At 71.9% G+C, this 21,275-nt stretch carries 13 protein-coding genes; 5 read left to right on the top strand and 8 right to left on the bottom strand.

What is annotated here, in order from left to right; genetic code table 11:
- Positions 1-7: 7 nt before the first annotated feature.
- Together IE272_RS29160 and IE272_RS29165 are read right to left on the bottom strand one after the other, a co-directional pair.
- Positions 8-1,195: a winged helix-turn-helix domain-containing protein gene (locus IE272_RS29160; RefSeq protein WP_050359603.1), complete on the bottom strand. Its 1,188-nt coding sequence runs from the start codon at positions 1,193-1,195 to the stop codon at positions 8-10.
- Positions 1,196-1,259: 64 nt separating this feature from the next.
- Positions 1,260-1,871 (bottom strand): GNAT family N-acetyltransferase, encoded by a 612-nt coding sequence (locus tag IE272_RS29165; protein WP_057663281.1) that lies wholly within the window; start codon positions 1,869-1,871, stop codon positions 1,260-1,262.
- Between the two features lie 240 nt (positions 1,872-2,111).
- On the opposite strand from IE272_RS29165, the gene secA reads away from it, so the two are divergent.
- The gene (gene secA, locus IE272_RS29170; RefSeq protein ID WP_050359605.1) at positions 2,112-4,934 is read left to right on the top strand and encodes a preprotein translocase subunit SecA; all 2,823 of its coding nucleotides are present in this window, start codon (positions 2,112-2,114) and stop codon (positions 4,932-4,934) included.
- 68 nt (positions 4,935-5,002) lie between these two features.
- Here the strand turns inward: secA and IE272_RS29175 are convergent, their stop codons facing one another.
- Positions 5,003-5,449, bottom strand: coding sequence for an Rv3235 family protein (locus tag IE272_RS29175; protein WP_057663279.1), 447 nt, complete (start codon positions 5,447-5,449; stop codon positions 5,003-5,005).
- A gap of 274 nt (positions 5,450-5,723) precedes the next feature.
- Here IE272_RS29175 and IE272_RS29180 point away from each other — a divergent pair, with 274 nt between their 5' ends.
- Both IE272_RS29180 and IE272_RS29185 read left to right on the top strand, forming a co-directional pair.
- A complete protein-coding gene (locus IE272_RS29180) occupies positions 5,724-6,230 on the top strand; it encodes a DUF6912 family protein (RefSeq protein WP_050359606.1) in 507 nt (168 codons plus the stop codon).
- A gap of 39 nt (positions 6,231-6,269) precedes the next feature.
- Positions 6,270-6,947 carry an HAD family hydrolase gene (locus tag IE272_RS29185; RefSeq protein ID WP_007448348.1) on the top strand — a complete coding sequence of 226 codons (678 nt, stop codon included), beginning with the start codon at positions 6,270-6,272 and terminating at the stop codon, positions 6,945-6,947.
- Positions 6,948-7,348: 401 nt separating this feature from the next.
- Here the strand turns inward: IE272_RS29185 and IE272_RS29190 are convergent, their stop codons facing one another.
- A complete protein-coding gene (locus IE272_RS29190; RefSeq protein ID WP_056707423.1) occupies positions 7,349-7,927 on the bottom strand; it encodes a DJ-1/PfpI family protein in 579 nt (192 codons plus the stop codon).
- A gap of 432 nt (positions 7,928-8,359) precedes the next feature.
- Here IE272_RS29190 and IE272_RS29195 point away from each other — a divergent pair, with 432 nt between their 5' ends.
- Positions 8,360-13,366, top strand: a complete 5,007-nt coding sequence (locus IE272_RS29195) for an NAD-glutamate dehydrogenase (protein WP_050359608.1) — start codon at positions 8,360-8,362, stop codon at positions 13,364-13,366.
- A gap of 245 nt (positions 13,367-13,611) precedes the next feature.
- Here IE272_RS29195 and IE272_RS29200 read toward each other — a convergent pair whose 3' ends face one another.
- Entirely contained in the window at positions 13,612-14,421 is an 810-nt protein-coding gene (locus IE272_RS29200) for an ABC transporter ATP-binding protein (protein WP_050359609.1), read from the bottom strand.
- Complete coding sequence (locus IE272_RS29205; protein ID WP_179888627.1) at positions 14,414-15,319, bottom strand: ABC transporter permease; 906 nt, start codon at positions 15,317-15,319, stop codon at positions 14,414-14,416. Before IE272_RS29205 ends, IE272_RS29200 begins: the two co-directional genes overlap by 8 nt.
- Positions 15,320-15,564: 245 nt before the next feature.
- On the opposite strand from IE272_RS29205, the gene IE272_RS29210 reads away from it, so the two are divergent.
- On the top strand, positions 15,565-16,173 hold the full coding sequence (locus tag IE272_RS29210) for a TetR/AcrR family transcriptional regulator (RefSeq protein ID WP_179890849.1): 609 nt from the start codon (positions 15,565-15,567) through the stop codon (positions 16,171-16,173).
- A gap of 52 nt (positions 16,174-16,225) precedes the next feature.
- Here the strand turns inward: IE272_RS29210 and IE272_RS29215 are convergent, their stop codons facing one another.
- Both IE272_RS29215 and IE272_RS29220 read right to left on the bottom strand, forming a co-directional pair.
- Positions 16,226-17,443, bottom strand: a complete 1,218-nt coding sequence (locus tag IE272_RS29215) for a hypothetical protein (RefSeq protein ID WP_190008828.1) — start codon at positions 17,441-17,443, stop codon at positions 16,226-16,228.
- Between the two features lie 82 nt (positions 17,444-17,525).
- Positions 17,526-21,251, bottom strand: a complete 3,726-nt coding sequence (locus IE272_RS29220) for a bifunctional glycosyltransferase/CDP-glycerol:glycerophosphate glycerophosphotransferase (protein WP_190008830.1) — start codon at positions 21,249-21,251, stop codon at positions 17,526-17,528.
- Between the last annotated feature and the right edge of the window lie 24 nt (positions 21,252-21,275).

The raw sequence follows: 21,275 nt of genomic DNA on the forward strand, positions 1-21,275 counted from the left end.
GTCCCGGTCAGCGGTAGGCGCGCTGGAGCGCGTGGCCGATCTCCGTCCTGAGCGGCTCGCGCAGCTCCGGGGCGTCCACCCGGTCCACCCGGATGTCCGTGCAGCCCACCCAGGCCGCCGCCTCCACCAGGGCCTCGGCCATCGGGGCCACCGCCTTCGGGCCGGCCAGCGACGCCTGCCGGGCGACCAGCGTGGTGCCCTCGCGTGCGGGGTCGACCCGGCCCTGGAGCTTCCCGCCCGCCAGCAACGGCATCGCGAAGTAGCCGTGGATCCGCTTCTGCTTGGGCACGTAGGCCTCCAGCCGATGCGTGAAGTCGAAGATCCGCTCCGTGCGCGCCCGCTCCCAGATCAGGGAGTCGAACGGAGACAGCAGCGTCGTACGGTGGCGTCCGCGCGGCTCCTTGGCGAGTGCCTCCGGGTCCGCCCAGGCGGGCTTCGCCCAGCCCTCCACCACGACCGGGACCAGCCCCGAGTCCGCCACCACGGCGTCGAACTCCTCGCCTTTCAGCCGGTGGTAGTCCGCGATGTCGCTGCGGGTGCCGACGCCCAGGGACCTGCCCGCCAGCGCCACCAGCCGCCGCCGGCACTCGGCGTCGCTCAGATCGTCGTGCAGCAGCGCATCCGGAATGGCCCGCTCGGCCAGGTCGTAGACCCGCTTCCAGCCGCGCCGCTCGGTGCACACCACCTCGCCGTACATCAGGGCCCGCTCGACGGCGACCTTGGACGCCGACCAGTCCCACCACTCGCCGCCGTTCTTCGCGCCGCCCAGCTCGGTCGCCGTCAGCGGGCCCTCGTCGCGCAGCTGCTTGATCACGGTGTCGTACGAACCGTCGGGCAGATCGTGGCCCCAGTGCGGGCGGGAGCGGTAGGCGCGGCGGCGGAACGCGAAGTGCGGCCACTCCTCGACGGGCAGAATGCACGCCGCGTGCGACCAGTACTCGAAGGTCCGGCCGCCCGACCAGTAGGCGTCCTCCACCGTCCGGCGGCTCACCGGGCCCAGCCGGGCGTAGGGGATCAGCTCGTGCGAGCGGGCCAGCACCGAGATCGTGTCCAGCTGGACCGCGCCGAGGTGCCGCAGCACTCCCGGCACCCCCGCCCGGCGGTCCGGAGCCCCCAGGAAGCCCTGGGCGCGCAGCGCGATGCGGCGGGCCTGGTCGGCGGAGAGTTCGACTGCGGGAGGAGGCACAGGCGTCATACGTCGAACCCTAGACGGCGCCGCTGACAGTCCTGCCCCGCATGCCGTACGCGGAGCACGCGGGTCAGCGTCCGGGGTCCGGGGCGCCGCCGGGCCTCGGGGACCGCCGCTCGGGGACGTACGGGTGGGCGCCCGCTAGCCCCAGGTCGGACGGGAGCAGGGCCGCCGTCCAGGCGTCGCGCCGCACCCCCTTGTTGAGCAGCCCGGACCGCTGGTCGCCCTCCAGCCGGAACCCCGCCCGCAGGGCGACGGCCCGCGAGGCCAGGTTGCCGATCTCGGCCCGCCACTCCAGCCGGTCCGCCCCGAGGGAGGAGAAGGCCCAGCGGGCGGAGCCGAGCACCGCCTCGGTGACGTATCCGCGGCCCCGGTGCTCCCTGGTGCTCCAGTAGCCCACCTCGTACGTCCCCGGCCGGCTGCGGCGGTCGATGCCGAGCGCACCGACGAGCGCCCCGGTCTCCCGCAGGACCAGGGCGAAGCCGTAGGCGGAGTCGTCCTGCCAGCCCGCCGGGCAGAGCTTCGTGGTGAACAGCTCCGCGTCGGTGAGGCGGTACGGGGAAGGGATCACCGTCCAGCGCTGGATGTCCGGGTCCTGGCAGGCGGCGTGCACCGGGTAGGTGTCCTGCGGGCCGAAGGGCCGCAGGAACAGTCGTTCCGTGGTGAGAGTGATCGGCTCCATGGACCGATTCTCGTGAGCCCGCTTCCCCGATGCGAGCACTTTTGGGGCTTCCCGGCACCTTCCGTGCGTTTGGACCGTTGTCCTATAAGGGTGCGGCGAGGTCCACGCGACGGCAGCCCTCCCGACGCGGTGGTGTCCTCGCTTACGATGGCCGTTGCGGTGGGGCCCACCTGCCGTGCCCGCGCCAGAGTCCATTACACGACCCAGTGCCAGGCCCGACCGGCAAGGAGACCAGCCTCAGTGTCCGTCTTCAACAAGCTCATGCGTGCAGGCGAAGGCAAGATCCTGCGCAAACTGCACCGCATCGCGGACCAGGTCAGCTCCATCGAAGAGGACTTCGTCAACCTCTCCGACGCCGAGCTGCGGGCGCTCACCGACGAGTACAAGGAACGGTACGCGGACGGCGAGAGCCTGGACGACCTGCTTCCCGAAGCGTTCGCCACGGTCCGTGAGGCCGCGAAGCGCGTCCTCGGACAGCGTCACTACGACGTACAGATGATGGGCGGAGCCGCCCTGCACCTCGGCTATGTGGCCGAGATGAAGACCGGTGAGGGCAAGACCCTCGTCGGCACCCTGCCCACGTATCTGAACGCGCTCTCCGGCAAGGGCGTGCACCTGATCACGGTCAACGACTATCTCGCCGAGCGTGACTCCGAGATGATGGGCCGGGTCCACAAGTTCCTCGGTCTGAGCGTCGGCTGCATCGTCGCCAACATGACGCCGGCCCAGCGCCGCGAGCAGTACGCCTGTGACATCACGTACGGCACGAACAACGAGTTCGGCTTCGACTACCTCCGCGACAACATGGCGTGGTCCAAGGACGAGCTCGTCCAGCGCGGCCACAACTTCGCGGTGGTCGACGAGGTCGACTCGATCCTCGTCGACGAGGCCCGTACGCCGCTGATCATCTCCGGCCCGGCCGACCAGGCCACCAAGTGGTACGGCGACTTCGCCAAGCTGGTCACGCGCCTCACCAAGGGTGAGGCGGGCAACCAGCTCAAGGGCATCGAGGAGACCGGCGACTACGAGGTCGACGAGAAGAAGCGGACCGTGGCCATCCACGAGGCCGGTGTCGCCAAGGTCGAGGACTGGCTCGGCATCGACAACCTCTACGAGTCGGTGAACACCCCGCTCGTCGGTTATCTGAACAACGCCATCAAGGCCAAGGAACTGTTCAAGAAGGACAAGGACTACGTCGTCATCGACGGCGAAGTCATGATCGTCGACGAGCACACCGGCCGTATCCTCGCCGGCCGCCGCTACAACGAGGGCATGCACCAGGCGATCGAGGCGAAGGAAGGGGTGGACATCAAGGACGAGAACCAGACCCTCGCCACGATCACCCTGCAGAACTTCTTCCGCCTCTACGGCAAGCTCTCCGGCATGACCGGTACGGCGATGACCGAGGCCGCCGAGTTCCACCAGATCTACAAGCTCGGCGTGGTGCCGATCCCGACGAACCGGCCGATGGTCCGCGCCGACCAGTCGGACCTGATCTACCGCACCGAGGTCGCCAAGTTCGCCGCGGTCGTCGACGACATCGCCGAGAAGCACGAGAAGGGCCAGCCGATCCTGGTCGGCACCACCTCGGTCGAGAAGTCGGAGTACCTCTCGCAGCAGCTCTCCAAGCGCGGCGTCCAGCACGAGGTCCTCAACGCCAAGCAGCACGACCGGGAGGCGACGATCGTCGCCCAGGCGGGCCGCAAGGGCGCCGTCACCGTCGCGACGAACATGGCCGGCCGAGGCACCGACATCAAGCTCGGCGGCAACCCGGACGACCTCGCCGAGGCGGAGCTGCGTCAGCGCGGCCTCGACCCGGTGGAGAACGTCGAGGAGTGGGCGGCCGCGCTGCCCGCCGCACTGGAGCAGGCCGAGGAGGCCGTGAAGGCGGAGTTCGAAGAGGTCAAGGACCTCGGCGGGCTCTACGTGCTCGGCACCGAGCGCCATGAGTCGCGCCGTATCGACAACCAGCTGCGCGGTCGTTCCGGCCGTCAGGGCGACCCGGGCGAGTCCCGTTTCTACCTGTCGCTGGGCGACGACCTGATGCGCCTGTTCAAGGCCCAGATGGTCGAGCGCGTCATGTCGATGGCGAACGTTCCGGACGATGTCCCGATCGAGAACAAGATGGTCACCCGCGCCATCGCCTCCGCCCAGTCGCAGGTCGAGCAGCAGAACTTCGAGACGCGTAAGAACGTCCTGAAGTACGACGAGGTGCTCAACCGGCAGCGCGAGGTCATCTACGGCGAGCGCCGCCGCGTCCTGGAGGGCGAGGACCTCCAGGACCAGATCCGGCACTTCATGGACGACACGATCGACGACTACATCCGGCAGGAGACCGCCGAGGGCTTCGCCGAGGAGTGGGACCTGGACCGGCTGTGGGGCGCCTTCAAGCAGCTCTACCCGGTGAAGGTCACCGTCGACGAGCTGGAGGAGGCGGCCGGGGACCTGGCGGGCGTCACCGCCGAGTTCATCGCCGAGTCGGTCAAGAACGACATCCACGAGCAGTACGAGGAGCGGGAGAACACGCTCGGCTCCGACATCATGCGTGAGCTGGAGCGACGCGTCGTCCTCTCGGTGCTCGACCGCAAGTGGCGCGAGCACCTCTACGAGATGGACTACCTCCAGGAGGGCATCGGCCTGCGGGCCATGGCCCAGAAGGACCCGCTGGTCGAGTACCAGCGCGAGGGCTTCGACATGTTCAACGCCATGATGGAGGGCATCAAGGAGGAGTCCGTCGGCTACCTGTTCAACCTGGAGGTCCAGGTCGAGCAGCAGGTCGAGGAGGTTCCGGTGCAGGACGGCGCCGAGCGCACCTCGCTGGAGAAGGAGGGCGCCGCTGCCGCCCCGCAGATCCGCGCCAAGGGCCTGGAGGCCCCGCAGCGGCCGGACCGGCTCCACTTCTCCGCTCCCACGGTGGACGGCGAGGGCGGTGTCGTCGAGGGTGACTTCGCCAACGACGACGCCACCGGTGACACGCGGTCCGGTTCTGCCGACGGCATGACGCGTGCGGAGCGCCGCAAGGCGCAGAAGAGCGGCGGCGGCGGTCGCCGTCGCAAGAAGTAGCACCAGCGGCAGTACCCCGGCAGGGGCCGGACACCACGAGGTGTCCGGCCCCTGCCGCGTTCGCCGGTTCACCGGGGGCCCGGGGCGCCGGCTGTGAGGCGTTCGCCGCCCAGTTCCACGGCGGCACAGCGCCAGCGCTGGTCGGGTCCCTGTTCCAGGCGGAAGGCCATCGCCCGGACCCGGTCGCCCTCGGCGATGCTGGCGAACGCCTCGACCACGCCGGTGGCGGGCTGGGCCCCGCGGCAGTGGCGAAGGACGGGGCGGCTGCCCCGGGTGGACCCCAGCGGGGTGCTCGGGGCCAGTTCGGCGAGCTGGTCGTAGGCCTCGCCGATGGTGTGGCCGAGCATCCAGTGCACCGGGCGCTGGCCGCTGAGGACCGCGAGCAGGCGCTCGGCGAACCACTGGTGAGGGCGCTGCGGCCGGTGGGGCTGCTGCCTGCGGGACCGCTGTGGAGGTACCGACCGGGGACCACCCTGGTCGCGTCGGCCGGCGGGCCTCGTCCTGTCCGTGCTCATGATCGTCGCCCCCGTTGACCGGGCCCGGCTTCTACCGGACGGTAACTTGTGTTGGGGATCTTCTACGGGTGCGGTCGTCAGCGACGCAAGGGGCCTCCGGCCGCCGATCGTGCGTGGGCGGATTCACCTATCCGTGGACCGGCCCTTGCGGGACAAGGGCGACAGCGGGGGTGACGGGGCGGCGGCCGTGGACGGATGCCCCCGGTTGCCGAAACCCGAAAGGGGACGTTCCCACGTATCCTGAGGACGTTTCCCTCTACGAAAGCGACCTGCCATGCGCGTGTACGTCCCCCTGACCCTCTCCGGTCTCGCAGCGGCGCACGGAGCGGGCGAGGTCGGCCCCGGACCGCTGACCGCCTACGCGGTGACCCCGGGACTGCGCGAGTGGTACCTCTCCGACGACATCGAGGAGCTGGAGTACGCGGCGCTCAACCGGGCCGCCGCCGCCTCGCTCCGGATGATCGCGGGGAAGCCGGACGAGGTGCGCCGCCGGGTCGTCGTGGCCGTCGACGTACCGGACGGGGCCGCCGTCGCCGACCCCGATCACGGGCTGAGCGCGGCATCGCTCGGCGAGGTGCGGATCGCCGCCGCGCTGCCGCTGGCCAAGGCGGCGGCGGTGCACGTGGACGCCGACGACGCGGAGAAGGACGTGGCCGCCGCGGCGGCGGCGCTGGGAGCGGCGGACCTCGGCGACGACGACGCGCAGTTCACCGTGGACGGGGCCGGGGACCACGAGCTGCTGTGGTTCGGCGTGCAGGAGATTCCGCAGCTCATCGGCTGAGGGATGGTGTTGTCGGACCCGGCGGGTATTTTTTCGCGTATGACTTCGGGGACGACACGCACACATCTGGTCTGGGACTGGAACGGCACGCTGCTCGACGACACCCATGCCGTCATCCAGGCGACGAACGCCGCGTTCGCGGAGGTCGAGCTGGCGCCGATCACGCTGGAGCAGTACCGGGAGATGTACACCATCCCCATACCCCGGTTCTACGAACGGTTCCTGGGCCGGTTGCCCACCGAGGCCGAGTGGGAGCGGATGGACGGCATCTTCCACCGGTACTACGCGGAGCAGCGGGTGGGCTGTGGGCTCACCGCCGGGGTGGAGGAGCTGCTGCATCAGTGGCAGCGGGCCGGGCGCAGTCAGTCGCTGCTGAGCATGTACGGGCACGAGCAGCTGGTGCCGGTGGTGCGGGGGTACGGGATCGAGCCTCGGTTCGTCCGCGTCGAGGGGCGTACGGGGCCGTCCGGCGGGAGCAAGGCGCTCCACATGGAGCGGCACTTCGAGGCGCTGGCCGGGGTGGGCGGGATCGCGCCGGAGAATTCGGTGGTCATCGGGGACGCGCTGGACGACGCGGTGGCGGCGGCGCATGTGGGGGCTCGGGCGGTGCTGTACACCGGGGGGTCGCACAGCCGGAGCAGTCTGGAGGGGGCGGGGGTGCCGGTGGTGGACAGCCTGGGGGAGGCGGTGGCGTTGGCGGAGACGTTTTCCGCGTAGCGGGGCGGGTGGCCGGTGCGGGTGGCGGTGCCGTGTGCGGGGGGCTTGCTGCGGGCTTTTCGGGGCGCTGCCCCGGACCCCGGTCCTCAATCGCCGGACGGGCTGAAAGATGTCCTCAAGCGCCGGACGGGCTGGAGAGTGCGGCCGGGCAGGCCGGGGAGGTGCGCTCGGGCGGGATGAGTGTGCGGCCGGACGGGCTGAAAAGGTGTCCTCAAGCGCCGGACGGGCTGGAAGGTGCGGCCGGGCAGGCCGGGAGGTGCGCTCGGGTGGGATGAGCGTGCGTCCGTACTGCTGAAAAGGCGTCCTCAAGCGCCGGACGGGCTGGAGGGGTGCGGCCGGGCAGGCCGGGAGGTGTGCTCGGGCGGGCTGGGCGTGCGGCCGGGCGGGCTGGAAAGGGGGCCTCAGGTGCTGGACGGGTCTGAGGGGTGGGTTGACTTGAGTACCTTCAGGAACTCTCGCATCCAGGCCGGGTGGTCCGGCCAGGCTCGGGAGGAGACCACCGTGCCGTCCACGACCGCCTCCGTGTCCTGGAAGGTCGCTCCCGCGCTCTGCATGTCCGGTTCCAGGGCCGGGTAGGCCGTGACGTTGAGGCCGCTGAGGCTGCCGGTGGCGGCGGTGATCAGGGGGCCGTGGCAGATCTGGGCGACAGGGCGGTCCGCGGCGAAGAAGGCGCCGACGATCTTCCGCAGTTCCGCGTTGTTGCGGAGGTACTCGGGGGCGCGACCGCCGGGGATCACCAGGGCGATGTACGCCCCGGGGTCGACCTCGGAGAAGGACAGGTCGGCGGGCCAGGTGTAGCCGGGCTTCTCCGTGTACGTGTCGAAGCCGGGCTCGAAGTCGTGGACCACGAAGCGCAGCGTCTTGCGCTCGGGGGCCGCGATGTCGACCTCGTACCCCTCCTCCAGCAGCCGTTGGTACGGGTAGAGGACTTCGAGCGACTCTGCGGCGTCGCCGGTGACGATGAGGATCTTCTGCGGCATGGCGGGCTCCTCGGGGCCGGTGGCCCCGATGGCGTGCCGAGGGCCTGGATCCGTGCGGTACCGACAGACTGCCCCGGTTTCGGGAGTTCGCCAAGGCGGCGCGGCGCACTGTCCAGAGTGTCAAAGTTCGGGGGGTTCTTTTGTACACAAGCAGCCCATGACGCGATGGGGTGCGAGGGGGATAGCCTGGTGCCGTGATCAGCGCGATACGCCTCGGGGGCAGCGAAGCCCCCGGCTGCCGCCCGGAGTGCCACAGCACCCGGGCGATCCGCGATCTCCCGACTCCGGACCGGCTGCCGAAAATGGCCAATATGGTCCCGGGTATCTCTCGAAGCGGCATAGCGTCGACCCAGACCGGAAACCCCGCGTCGTGGCGGTACGCCGCTTTTCTCACCTACGTCACGCAACGGCGCGCGACAGGAGCCAGAGGACATGCAGACCAAGCTGGACGAAGCCAAGGCCGAGCTGCTCGCAGGGGCCGCCAAGGTAGCTGAAAACGGTCCGGGCGGTGGTGTCGGTGGCCCGGGAGGTGCCCCCCGGGCGCGGACTTCCGCTGCCGGGGCCGACGAGAGCGCCCGTCCCGGCCAGGACACGGTGCTCGCCTACCTCCAGCGCTACTACCTGCATACGGCTCCGGAGGACCTCAGCGGCCGTGACCCGGTCGACGTCTTCGGCGCCGCCGCCTCGCACTACCGGCTGGCCGAGAACCGTCCGCAGGGCACCGCGAACGTCCGGGTGCACACCCCGACCGTCGAGGAGAACGGCTGGACCTGCAGCCACTCCGTCGTCGAGGTCGTCACCGACGACATGCCCTTCCTGGTGGACTCCGTCACCAATGAGCTGTCCCGGCAGGGTCGCGGCATCCACGTCGTGATCCACCCGCAGGTCACGGTCCGCCGCGATGTGACCGGCAAGCTCATCGAGGTCCTCTCCGGCGGTCCCGGCCTCCCGAAGAGCGCCAACGGCCGCAAGGGCGGCAAGGGCGTCAAGGCCGAGCTGCCCCACGACGCGCTCGTCGAGTCCTGGATCCACGTCGAGATCGACCGCGAGACCGACCGCGCCGACCTCCAGCAGATCACCGCCGACCTGCTGCGCGTCCTGTCCGACGTGCGGGAGACCGTCGAGGACTGGGGGAAGATGCGCGACGCCGCCCTCCGGATCGCCGACGACCTGCCCGGCGAACCGCTGGACGACCTCGCCGACGAAGAGGTCGAGGAGGCCCGCGAGCTGCTGCGCTGGCTGGCCGCCGACCACTTCACCTTCCTCGGCTACCGCGAGTACGAGCTGAAGGACAGCGACGCGCTGGCCGCCGTGCCCGGCACCGGACTCGGCATCCTGCGCTCCGACCCGCACCACAGCGAGGACGAGGCGCACCCCGTCAGCCCGTCCTTCGACCGGCTGCCCGCCGACGCCCGCGCCAAGGCCCGTGAGCACAAGCTCCTCGTCCTGACGAAGGCCAACAGCAGGGCCACCGTGCACCGCCCCAGCTACCTCGACTACGTCGGCGTGAAGAAGTTCGACGCCAAGGGCAACGTCGTCGGCGAGCGCCGCTTCCTCGGGCTCTTCTCCTCCGCCGCCTACACCGAGTCCGTGCGCCGGGTGCCCGTCATCCGTCGCAAGGTCGCCGAGGTCGTCGAGGGCGCGGGCTTCTCGTACAACAGCCACGACGGCCGCGACCTGCTCCAGATCCTGGAGACCTACCCCCGCGACGAGCTGTTCCAGACGCCCGTCGACCAGCTCCGCTCCATCGTGACCTCCGTCCTCTACCTCCAGGAGCGCCGCCGGCTGCGGCTCTACCTGCGCCAGGACGAGTACGGGCGCTACTACTCCGCGATCGTCTACCTGCCGCGCGACCGCTACACCACCGGCGTACGCCTGCGGCTGATCGACATCCTCAAGGAGGAGCTCGGCGGCAACAGCGTCGACTTCACGGCCTGGAACACCGAGTCGATCCTCTCCCGGCTGCACTTCGTCGTCCGCGTCCCGGCCGGCACCGAGCTGCCGCACCTGACGGACGCCGACGCCGACCGCATCGAGGCCCGCCTCGTCGAGGCCGCCCGCTCCTGGGCCGACGGCTTCCAGGAGGCGCTCACCGCCGAGCTGGGCGAGGAGCGCGGCGCCGAACTCCAGCGCCAGTACGGCCACTCGTTCCCCGAGGGCTACAAGGCCGACCACTCGCCGCGCGCCGCCGTCGCCGACCTGGTCCACCTGGAGACCCTCAAGCAGGGCGAGAAGGACTTCGCCCTCAGCCTGTACGAGCCGGTCGGCGCGGGCCCCGGCGAGCGCCGCTTCAAGATCTACCGGACCGGCGAGCAGGTCTCCCTCTCCGCCGTCCTCCCGGCGCTCCAGCAGCTCGGCGTCGAGGTCGTCGACGAGCGGCCGTACGAGCTGCGCTGCGCGGACCGCACCCACGCCTGGATCTACGACTTCGGGCTGCGGATGCCGCTGGTCAACGGCAACGGCAGCTATCTCGCCGACGACGCCCGCGCCCGCTTCCAGGAGGCGTTCGCCGCCGTCTGGAGGGGCGAGGCGGAGAACGACGGCTTCAACGCGCTGGTCCTCGGCGCCGGGCTGAACTGGCGGCAGGCCATGGTGCTGCGCGCCTACGCGAAGTACCTGCGGCAGGCCGGTTCGACCTTCAGCCAGGACTACATGGAGTCCACGCTCCGTAACAACGTCCACACCACCCGGCTGCTCGTCTCGCTCTTCGAGGCCCGCATGTCGCCAGGCCGCCAGAGCGCCGGCACGGAGCTGACCGACGGGCTCCTGGAGGAGCTGGACGGGGCCCTGGACCAGGTCGCCTCGCTGGACGAGGACCGGATCCTGCGGTCCTTCCTCACCGTCATCAAGGCCACCCTGCGCACCAACTTCTTCCAGCACACGGAGGACGGCACGCCGCACTCCTACGTCTCGATGAAGTTCGACCCGCAGGCCATCCCGGACCTGCCCGCGCCCCGGCCGGCGTACGAGATCTGGGTCTACTCGCCGCGCGTGGAGGGCGTCCACCTGCGATTCGGCAAGGTCGCCCGAGGCGGGCTGCGCTGGTCGGACCGGCGTGAGGACTTCCGTACGGAGATCCTCGGCCTGGTCAAGGCGCAGATGGTGAAGAACACCGTCATCGTGCCCGTCGGTGCCAAGGGCGGCTTCGTCGCCAAGCAGCTCCCGGACCCGTCCGTGGACCGCGACGCCTGGCTCGCCGAGGGCATCGCCGCGTACCGCACGTTCATCTCCGCGCTGCTCGACATCACCGACAACATGGTGACCGGCGAGGTCGTGCCGCCCGCCGACGTCGTCCGGCACGACGAGGACGACACCTACCTCGTCGTCGCCGCCGACAAGGGCACCGCGAGCTTCTCCGACATCGCCAACGAGGTCGCCGTCGCGTACGGCTTCTGGCTCGGCGACGCGTTCGCCTCCGGCGGCTCGGCGGGCTACGACCACAAGGGCATGGGCATCACCGCCCGGGGCGCCTGGGAGTCCGTCAAGCGGCACTTCCGGGAGCTGGGCCACGACACCCAGACCGAGGACTTCACCGTCGTCGGCGTCGGCGACATGTCCGGCGACGTGTTCGGCAACGGGATGCTGCTCTCCGAGCACATCCGCCTCGTCGCCGCCTTCGACCACCGGCACATCTTCCTCGACCCGAACCCGGACGCCGCCACCTCGTACGCCGAGCGCCGTCGGCTGTTCGACCTGCCCCGCAGCTCCTGGGCCGACTACGAGACGGGCCTGCTCTCGGCGGGCGGCGGGATCCACCCGCGCAGCGCCAAGTCGATCCCGCTCAACTCGCATGTCCGCGAGGCGCTCGGCATCGACCCCTCGGTGAGCAAGATGACGCCCGCCGACCTGATGCAGACCATCCTCAAGGCCCCCGTCGACCTGGTGTGGAACGGCGGCATCGGCACGTACATCAAGGCCGTCTCCGAGTCGAACGCCGACGTCGGCGACAAGGCCAACGACGCGATCCGCGTGAACGGCGAGGACCTGCGGGCCAAGGTCGTCGGCGAGGGCGGCAACCTCGGGGCCACCCAGCTCGGCCGGATCGAGTTCGCCCGCAGCGGCGGCCGGATCAACACCGACGCGATCGACAACAGCGCCGGTGTGGACACCTCCGACCACGAGGTGAACATCAAGATCCTGCTGAACGGTCTCGTGCGGGACGGCGACATGACCGTCAAGCAGCGCAACAAGCTGCTCGCCGACATGACCGACGAGGTCGGCGCGCTCGTCCTGCGCAACAACTACGCGCAGAACGTCGCGCTCTCCAACGCCTCCGCCCAGGCCCCCTCCCTGCTCCACGCCCAGCAGCGGTTCATGCGACGCCTGGAGCGCGACGGCGCCCTCGACCGGGCGCTGGAGTTCCTGCCCGCCGACCGGCACATCCGGGAGCTGCTGAGCAACGGCAAGGGGCTCAGCCAGCCCGAGCTGGCCGTGCTGATCGCCTACACCAAGATCACGGCGGCGGACGAGCTGATCTCCACCGTCCTGCCGGACGACCCGCACCTGCAGAAGCTGGTGCACGCCTACTTCCCGAGCGAGCTGCGCGAGCGGTTCCCCGAGGCGGTCGACGGGCACGCGCTGCGACGCGAGATCATCACGACGGTCCTGGTCAACGACACGGTGAACACCGCCGGTTCGACCTTCCTGCACCGGCTGCGCGAGGAGACCGGGGCGTCGATCGAGGAGATCGTCCGGGCCCAGTTCACGGCCCGTGAGATCTTCGGCCTGTCCCGGGTGTGGGACGCGGTCGAGGCGCTCGACAACAAGGTCGCCGCGGACGTCCAGACCCGGATCCGGCTGCACTCGCGGCGGCTGGTCGAGCGGGGTGCGCGCTGGCTGCTGGGCAACCGGCCGCAGCCCGTCGCCATCGCGGAGACCATCGAAGGGTTCCGGGACGGCGTCGCGCGGGTCTGGGACGAGCTGCCCAAGATGCTCAAGGGTGCGGACCTGGACTGGTACCACTCGATCCTGGACGAGCTGACGGCCGCGGGTGTGCCGGACGAGCTGGCGGTCCGGGTGGCCGGGTTCTCCTCCGCCTTCCCGGCGCTGGACATCGTGGCCATCGCCGACCGTACGGGTCAGGATCCGCTGGAGGTCGCCGAGGTCTACTACGACCTCGCGGACCGGCTGCGGATCACCCAGCTGATGGACCGGATCATCGAGCTGCCGCGGGCCGACCGCTGGCAGTCCATGGCCCGCGCCTCCATCCGCGAGGACCTGTACGCGGCGCACGCGGCGCTCACCTCGGACGTGCTGAGTGTGGGGAACGGGTCGTCCACGCCGGAGGAGCGGTTCCTGGCGTGGGAGTCGAAGAACGCGGCGATTCTTGCCCGGTCGCGGTCGACGCTGGAGGAGATCCAGGGGTCGGACGCGTTCGATCTGGCGAATCTGTCGGTGGCGATGCGGACGATGCGGACGTTGCTCCGTACGCACGCCTAGGGGTTCTTGTACGTCTGTGGGGCCGGCGCCACGTGGTGGTGCCGGCCCCCTGGGCGTTTTCTGCGGGCCTCCGGGGCGCGGGTTTTGTCCTCAAGCGCCGGACGGGCTGAAGTGTTGTCCTCAAGCGCCGGACGGGCTGGGTGTGCGCGGGTGGACCGGGAGGTGCGCGGGGGCTCCGGCGGAGGGCTTGTCCTCAAGCGCCGGACGGGCTGGGTGTGCGCGGGTGGGCCGGACCGGGTGAGGGGCTACTTGCGTTTGGTGAATGCTTCGTACGCTGCCACTACTTCCTTTGCCGGGCCGTCCATCCTCAGTGTGCCCGCTTCCAGCCACAGGGCCCGGTCGCAGGTTTCGGTGATCGATCTGTTGCTGTGGCTGACCAGGAAGACCGTGCCCGCCTCGGCGCGCAGTTCCTTGATGCGGTCCTTGCTGCGGCGCTGGAACTTCGCGTCGCCCGTGGACAGCGCCTCGTCGATCAGGAGCACGTCGTGGCTCTTGGCCGCCGCGATGGAGAAGCGGAGCCGGGCGCCCATGCCCGAGGAGTACGTGCGCATCGGCAGCGTGATGAAGTCGCCCTTCTCGTTGATGCCGGAGAAGTCGACGATCTCGTCGTAGCGTTCGCGGATCTGCTCGCGGGTCATGCCCATCGCGAGTCCGCCCAGCACCACGTTGCGCTCGCCCGTCAGGTCGCCCATCAGCGCCGCGTTCACGCCGAGCAGCGACGGCTGGCCCTGGGTGTGGACCCTGCCCCGGGTCGGCGGGAGCAGGCCCGCGACCGCCTTGAGCAGCGTCGACTTGCCCGAGCCGTTGGAGCCGATCAGGCCGATGGCCTCGCCCTTGTACGCGGCGAAGCTGACCCCCTTCACGGCGTGCACCTGGCGTGCGCCGGGGGTACGGCGGCGGGTGGTGATCCGGCTGAGCGCCGAGGTGGCGCTGCCCTTGCCCGTACGGGCGCCGTTGACCGTGTACGTGATGTGGACGTCGTCGACGACGACGGTCGGGACGCGCCGGTCGACGGGCGCATCCCCGAGGCCGGGGGAATCCTTGAGATCAGCCACGTCCGTACGTCTCCTCGGCCTTCCAGAAGTACACGAATCCGGCCACTCCGCACAGCAGTGCCCAGCCCGCCGCGACCGCCCATGCGTACGGCGGCAACTGCGCCCAGGTGTAGCTGTCGATGAGCGCGTACCGCATGAGGTTGATGAAGAGCGCCGCCGGGTTGTACTCCAGCGCCACCATCACCGCGTGCGGCACCCGGTCCCCCTTGAGCAGGTGGTCCAGGCTCCACATCACGCCGGAGGAGTACATCCAGGTCCGCAGCACGAACGGCGTCAGCTGCGCGATGTCCGGGGTCTTCGCCGTCAGCCGGGCCACGGCCATCGACACCCCGGTGTTGAACACCGCCTGGAGCGCGAGCGCCGGGACGGCCAGCAGCCAGGACGGGCGCGGGTACTGGCCGAACGCCAGCAGGATCACGGTCAGCGCGCCGAGTGAGAACAGCAGCTGCTGCAACTGCTGGAGGGCGAGGGCCACCGGCAGCGAGGCGCGCGGGAAGTGCAGGGCCCGGACCAGTCCGATGTTGCCGCTGATCGCCCGCGTGCCCGCCGTGATCGAGCTGGCGGTGAAGGTCCAGATGAAGACCCCGGTGACCAGGAACGGGACGAAGTCCTCCACCCCGTGCTTGGTGTTCATCAGGACACCGAAGATGAAGTAGTAGACCGTCGCGTTCAGCAGCGGCGTCATGATCTGCCAGATCTGGCCGAGCTTCGCCTGGCTGTACTGGGCGGTCAGCTTGGCCGTCGCGAACGCGGCGATGAAGTGCCGCCGCCCCCAGAGCTGCCGGATGTAGGCGGGCAGCGTCGGCCGGGCGCCGCTGACCGTCAGGCCGTGCCGGGCGGCCAGGGCGGCCAGCTCACCGGGTGCGTAGGTGGGGACGTCCTGGGCGGGGGTGCTCACCGGGGACGGCGGAGCTGCTGTCTGGCTCACCACGAACGATCGCTTTCGACGGAAGCGGGAGGGGGGACGATGCCCGAACGCCTGAACGGTTAGGCGGTGGCGCGGTGGGGCGATACGGCGACGGAACGATACGGTCCCGTGGGGACGCCCTCGTTGGGACGGGACCGTATCGTCGTAACGCTGAGAGTAGGACGCTTCTACGTCGCAACGCAACCGTTTCGTCGCGGCCGACTATCATGCGGGCCATGACCACCGAACGGGGAACCCGCCGCCGCGCCCCCGCAGGCGCCGCCGTCCTGCGCGAGGACGTGACGGACGCCATCCGCGCCGCCGTCTTCGAGGAACTCGCCGCGGTGGGGTTCGCCCGGATGTCCATCGAGGGCATCGCCCGGCGTGCGGGCGTCGGCAAGACCGCTGTCTACCGCCGCTGGAAGTCCAAGCTGGCGCTCGTCCTCGACCTGGTAGCGGCCGTCGCCGCCCAGGGGATGCCCGCCCCGGCCACCGGTTCGCTGTACGGGGATGTGCGCGCCGTCCTGGAACTGGCCGCGTACGCGCTGCGCCACCCGGTCGCCTCGCAGGTCATCCCGGACCTGCTGGTCGAAGCGGCCCGGAACCCGGAGATCTCCGAGGCGATCAAGACCGCGCTCCTGGACCAGCAGCAGGGCGTCGCCGCCGTGGTGGTGAGGGAGGCGGTGGCCCGGGGCGAGCTGCCCGCAGGAAGCGATCCCGACCGGGCGCTCGATCTGATCGTCGGCCCGCTGTACTGGCGGCTCGTGGTGGTCCGCGGCGAGCTGCCGAAGGGCTACCTGGACGACCTGGCCGCCTCGGCGGTCGCCGCCCTCAAGCACGCGTGAGGCAAGCCGGGCGGGCTTGAGCACGCGTGAGGGAAGCCGGGAGCGGCCCGCGTCAGTGCGCCGCCACCCGTGCCAGCACCTCGCCCGTGCGCGGGCTGAACGCCAGCATCGTCGCGTTCTCGGGCAGCCGCTGGTTGCGGGTCAGCAGCAGCCAGCGCACCCCGTACCGGGCGGTGATCCCGTCCCGCCGGGCCTGCGGGGTCGACGCGTCGAGGTAGGCGGCCACCGCCCGGCTCCGATCCCGCCGCTCCGTGCGCGCGAGCCCCGCGTCCGGCAGCGCGTCGGCCAGCACGTACGCCCCGTGCCCGGCCAGCGCGTACATCGCCGGGCGGCTGTCCGTCAGGACCACCTCGCCCGGCGGCACGTACGCGGTCGCCCAGGCGTACGGCTCCCCGGCCGCCCGCACCCCCTCGGCCGCCGGCGGGCCCGTGGTCCGGCCCTCGACGGGGGTGCGCGGGGCGGTGAGCCCGTTGTAGTACGGCCACAGCGCCGCCACGGTCACCGCGCACACGGCGGCGGACGCCCACCGCCACACGGTCGGCCGGATCCGGGTCCGCGTCCGGACCGCGATCAGGGCGACGCACCCGATCGCCGCTCCGATCGCCGTCGGCGGGTGGACCAGCAGGACGAGCCCGAGCAGTACGCCGATCCCGGCCGCCTCCGCCCACCGGGGCGTCCGGCCCGGCCTCGGATCACCGGGGCGGGCGGTCCGGGCGGTCGTGCGACCGGTCCACGCCCACAGATGCAGGGTGACCGCGACCGCGAACGTGCTCGGTGCGCTCCAGCGCGCCGGGTCCGCCCAGTGGATCAGGGCCAGGGGCACCAGCACGAGGACCGGAACCCAGCGGTTCGGGGTCAGCAGCCGGGTGAGCCGGCCGATCCCGGTGAGCAGGAGCAGCAGGTTCACCGACGCGGCCAGCGCGACGACGGACGGGCCCGAAAGCCCGGTGGCGCGGGCGGCCAGCCCCTGGAGCAGCGCGTACGGGGAGTAGTGCGCGCTCGCCACGGCGGGCAGGTCGGTCATCGGGAACGCCGGGTGCAGCAGGTTCACCCGCAGCCGTTCGACGACCGCCGCCTGGAGCCCGGCCTCGCAGCAGAGCGGAGCCTGCCAGGCCGCCGCCGACAGCACCGCCCACAGCAGGCCGCCCAGCAGGAGGTACGGCGACGGCAGCCACAGGGGCGGCCGGGCCGTCCCGTCGGCCCCGTCGCCTCCGGTCGCGGCGGGCGGGAGATCGGAGGGCGGGGCGGAAGCTGCGGAGAAGAGGGGCACACCTCATGGGTTCCGTGCGGCGGGCCCGCTCTCCCCGCCGCCACCCGTCCGAGGGATTCCGGGCCCCGGCTTCCCGACGCACTCAGGCCGTGTCCGCCAGCAGCCGGTCCGCGACCCGGGCCGCCGCGCCGCCGTCGTCCAGGTCGCAGTAGTCGCGGCGGAAACTCTCGTACGCGTCGGCGTGCCGGGCCGCCAGCGAACCGGTGTCGCGCAGCGCCTGCGCCACCTCGTCCGTCGTGACCAGCAGCGGCCCCGGCGCCCGGGTCTCGAAGTCCAGGCAGAAGCCGCGCACGGTGTCGCGGTAGTGCTCCAGGTCGTACGTGTGGAAGAGCATCGGCCGGCCCGTCAGCGCGAAGTCGAACATCAGCCCCGCGTAGTCCGTCACCAGGACGTCGGCCACCAGCAGCAGCCCGGCGGCCCCCCGGTGCCCGGACACGTCGAGCACACCGGGCCCGTCCTGGAGCCCACCGGTGACCCGGGGGTGCCGCCGGACCAGCACCGTGTGGCCGGGGCCGAGCGCCCGGGCCAGGGCGCCCGGGTCGAGCGCCGGGTCCCAGCGGTACGGGCCGGGGGCCGTGCGGCCGGCCGCCGCCGGGGGATGGGCCAGGTGGTCGCGGTAGGTCGGGGCGTACAGCACGACGCGGTGGTCCTCCGGGATCCCGAGCCCGCGCCGCACCTCCTCGGCGGCCTTGTCCCGGTCGGGCGGGAACAGCACGTCGTTGGCGGGCGACCCGGCCTCCAGCACCTCGCCCCCGTACCCCAGCGACCGGCGCAGCCACGGGGTGGCGAAGCGGCTCGGGGAGACCAGCACCGACCACTGGGCCGACCGCCGCGGCAGGGTGGCGAGGTACTGGTGGTCGGCGTAGAGGGTGTCCGCCAGATCGCCGCCGAACCGGCCGAGCGGGGTGCCGTGCCACGTCTGGACGACCGTCTGCCCCGGCCGCCGCTCGAACCACCCGGGCAGTTGTTCGTCCGTGACGATCCGGCGGGAGCGGGCCAGCGCCTCGTACCAGGCGGCGCTGTGCACGGGGACGGCCCGCGCGCCGGGCGGCACGTGGGTGGTCCGGCCGGGGGTGGTACCGGTGACCCACAGGTGTTCGGTCTCCGTGCCCCGGCGTACGAGTTCGGTGTGGACGGCGCGCGGGGAGTCGCCGCCCGCGTAGAGGACGGTGTCGCGGAGCGGAAGGGTCGTGCGCCCGTCGCGGTAGTGCGCGGCGCGCAGGAGCCGCCTGCCGTACGCGCTCCGCCCGGCGGTCTCCGCCTGCGGCCCCGCGACGACGGAGAGCCGGTCGCCGTGCCGCCGCTCCAGGCGCAGGGGGCTCCCGGCTCCGCCGCAGGGGAGCCGCGCGGCGGCGGAGCCGAGGACGTGTACGGGGCGGCCGTCCAGGCGGACCTCCCAGCGGCCTTCCGGGAGCGGCGGGGCGATCAGCGCGGAGAAACGGCTCGGCGCGTGGTCGGGGGCCCGGCCCGAGTTCTCCTCCGAGCTCACGCCGCCCGCGTTGCTCACGTGGTTCTCCTCCGAGCTCACGTCCGAGTTCTCGCCCGAAGCTCCGTACACGGCAGACTTCGCGGCGGTCCCCGCGGCTTCATCCGAACCGGCCTCCGAACCGGCCTCCGCACCGGCCTCCGCACCGGTCTGCGCACCGGCCTCCGCACCGGTCTGCGCGATGGTCCCCGTGAACGTCGCCGCGACCGGGACCGCCTCGTGCAGCGTCTCGTGGTGCAGGACCAGGCGGCCGCCGGACGCGGTCGTCGTCGCCGTCCCCGGGGCGGACGGGGCGTACGTCCCCGAGATGCGCAGGGCCCCCTCCGGCGTACGCTCCACCCGGTCCGCGTACGGGGGCCCCGACAGGTCCAGCACCAGGTCGCCCGCCGGGTCCGCGCACGCGGGCGGCGGCAGGTCCGGGGCGGCGGGCAGCGGGACGCGGGCGCCGTCGGCGAGCAGCAGCCGGACCCGCCAGCGCGCGCCGCCCGCCGCCTCGACCTCGCGAGGGGCCCGGTGCGGGGCGGGCGGGGCTGCGGCGAGGTCGGCGAGCGGCACCCGGACCGTGAACCCGACCCCGTCCGGCCCGCGCCCCCCGCCGGCCGCACTCGTCCCGCCCGACCCCCCGCCCCCGGCGGTCTCCGCGTGCTCCGTCACCACCGGGCAGGAGCGCTCCTCGCTCCCGTCGCGGGTCAGCAGCAGCGCCGCCGGCCTGCCTCCGCCGAAGAGCCGGCCCGTGAGTTCCAGCGGGGCCCCCTCCGCCCCGGCGGTCCGGTGGCCCTCGGCCCGTGCCCGCAGGTGCGACACGGTCAGCCGGAGCCGGCCGCCCCGGTAGTCGAGCACCGCCCGCCGCCCGTCGCCCAGGTCGTGGACGAGCGGCTGGTCCGCGCCCGCGTCCGGGGCACGCACCGCCACCCGCCGCACCGCTCCGGGCGCGGCGAGGACCAGGCCGACCAGCCAGCCGCCGCCGTCCGTTGTCGCGGGCAGCCGGTCCGGGTCGAGGACCATCTCGAAGCCCGCGTGGTCGTAGCCGTGCAGCCCCTGGCCGGAGTTCACCGTCGCCTCGGGCGCGTCCACGGACCGCACCGGCACCGGCCGCACCTGCCGCCCGCGCTCCGCCCGGACCATCCCCACCGTGAGCCGCTGCCGGGCGGAGGCGGCGGGGAGGTTGCGCAGATACGCGTACCCGCGCAGCCGCAGCTTCCCGTCCGCGCCCCAGCGCGCCTCCAGCAGCCGCGCCACCGCGGGGATGTCCGTGCGCGTGAGCCGGGCGCTCGCGCCGCGCACGCCGGGGTACACCGCTCGCCGCCGCCCCGGCAGCCCCTCGACCGCGAACGTGCCCGCCCCGTTGGCCCGTTCGAAGGCGAGGACCGTCAGCAGCTCCTCCAGACGCCGCTCCCGCACCAGCGCCCACTTGATGCGCAGCTCCACCGGCAGCCCCTCCAGCGCCCCGGGTCCCGCCCGGTCGACGAAGGCCCCCGCGCCCTCCAGGAACGCCGCCCGGTACGCCTCGCCGCCCATCGGCAGGCCGTCCAGGAAGTACCCGAAGTCGTCGCGCAGGCAGGACGCGTCGTACGCCCGCCGCTGTGCCGCGTCCCGGCCGCCCAGGAACGCGCTGACCTGCTCGCACGCGGCGATCCGGTCCCGTACGCCCGTGACGTCCGTACGCCGCCGGGTGATCGAGCCCTCCCGCACCCGCCAGTAGTAGACGTGCTGGTGCAGGACGTCGACGGACCCGGCGAGATGGTGCGCGGGGATCATCACCGGGGTGTCCTCGTACAGCTTGCCCACGGGGAAGGCGAAGCCGTGCGCGTCCCAGAAGGAGCGCCGGAACACCTTGTTCCACGCCACCCGGTCGGCGAGGAGGCGCGGGTCCCGGGTGATGTGGGTGCGGGGCCGGGTGGCCGTCAGCCAGCGGTACTGCCACGCCTGCTGCCGCCCCTGCGCGGTCAGCCGCCACACATTGCCGGTCACCAGATCGGAACCGGTCGACTCCAGCGAGGCCGTCATCCGCTCGTACGCGTCGTGCACGACGATGTCGTCGCTGTCGGCGAACGCCAGATAGGGGACGGTGGGGGTGGTGTGCCGGACGCCGGTGTTGCGGGCGGCGCTCAGCCCGGCGTTCCGCTGCCGCACCAGCCTGAAGCGGCCGTCCCGGGCGGCGAACTCCGCCGCGATCCGGGCGCTGCCGTCCGTCGAACCGTCGTCGACCATGACCACCTCGATCGCTTCGAGGGTCTGGTCCGCCACCGACCGCAGGCAGTCCTCCAGGTAGGCCTCGACGTTGTGGACGGGGACGACGACGCTGAGGAGTGGTGGCTTCATGTCCTGGTCAACAGAGGGCGGGTC

The sequence above is a fragment of the Streptomyces anulatus genome, assembly GCF_014650675.1.
GTDB lineage: Bacteria > Actinomycetota > Actinomycetes > Streptomycetales > Streptomycetaceae > Streptomyces > Streptomyces anulatus.

What these genes read in the sequence shown, in the direction of transcription:
- IE272_RS29175 (WP_057663279.1), bottom strand. Translation starts at nt 5,449, where the DNA reads ATGAGCACGGACAGGACGAGGCCCGCCGGCCGACGCGACCAGGGTGGT.
- IE272_RS29180 (WP_050359606.1), top strand. Translation starts at nt 5,724, where the DNA reads ATGCGCGTGTACGTCCCCCTGACCCTCTCCGGTCTCGCAGCGGCGCAC.
- IE272_RS29195 (WP_050359608.1), top strand. Translation starts at nt 8,360, where the DNA reads ATGCAGACCAAGCTGGACGAAGCCAAGGCCGAGCTGCTCGCAGGGGCC.
- IE272_RS29210 (WP_179890849.1), top strand. Translation starts at nt 15,565, where the DNA reads ATGACCACCGAACGGGGAACCCGCCGCCGCGCCCCCGCAGGCGCCGCC.
- IE272_RS29165 (WP_057663281.1), bottom strand. Translation starts at nt 1,871, where the DNA reads ATGGAGCCGATCACTCTCACCACGGAACGACTGTTCCTGCGGCCCTTC.
- IE272_RS29190 (WP_056707423.1), bottom strand. Translation starts at nt 7,927, where the DNA reads ATGCCGCAGAAGATCCTCATCGTCACCGGCGACGCCGCAGAGTCGCTC.
- IE272_RS29185 (WP_007448348.1), top strand. Translation starts at nt 6,270, where the DNA reads ATGACTTCGGGGACGACACGCACACATCTGGTCTGGGACTGGAACGGC.
- IE272_RS29160 (WP_050359603.1), bottom strand. Translation starts at nt 1,195, where the DNA reads ATGACGCCTGTGCCTCCTCCCGCAGTCGAACTCTCCGCCGACCAGGCC.
- IE272_RS29220 (WP_190008830.1), bottom strand. Translation starts at nt 21,251, where the DNA reads ATGAAGCCACCACTCCTCAGCGTCGTCGTCCCCGTCCACAACGTCGAG.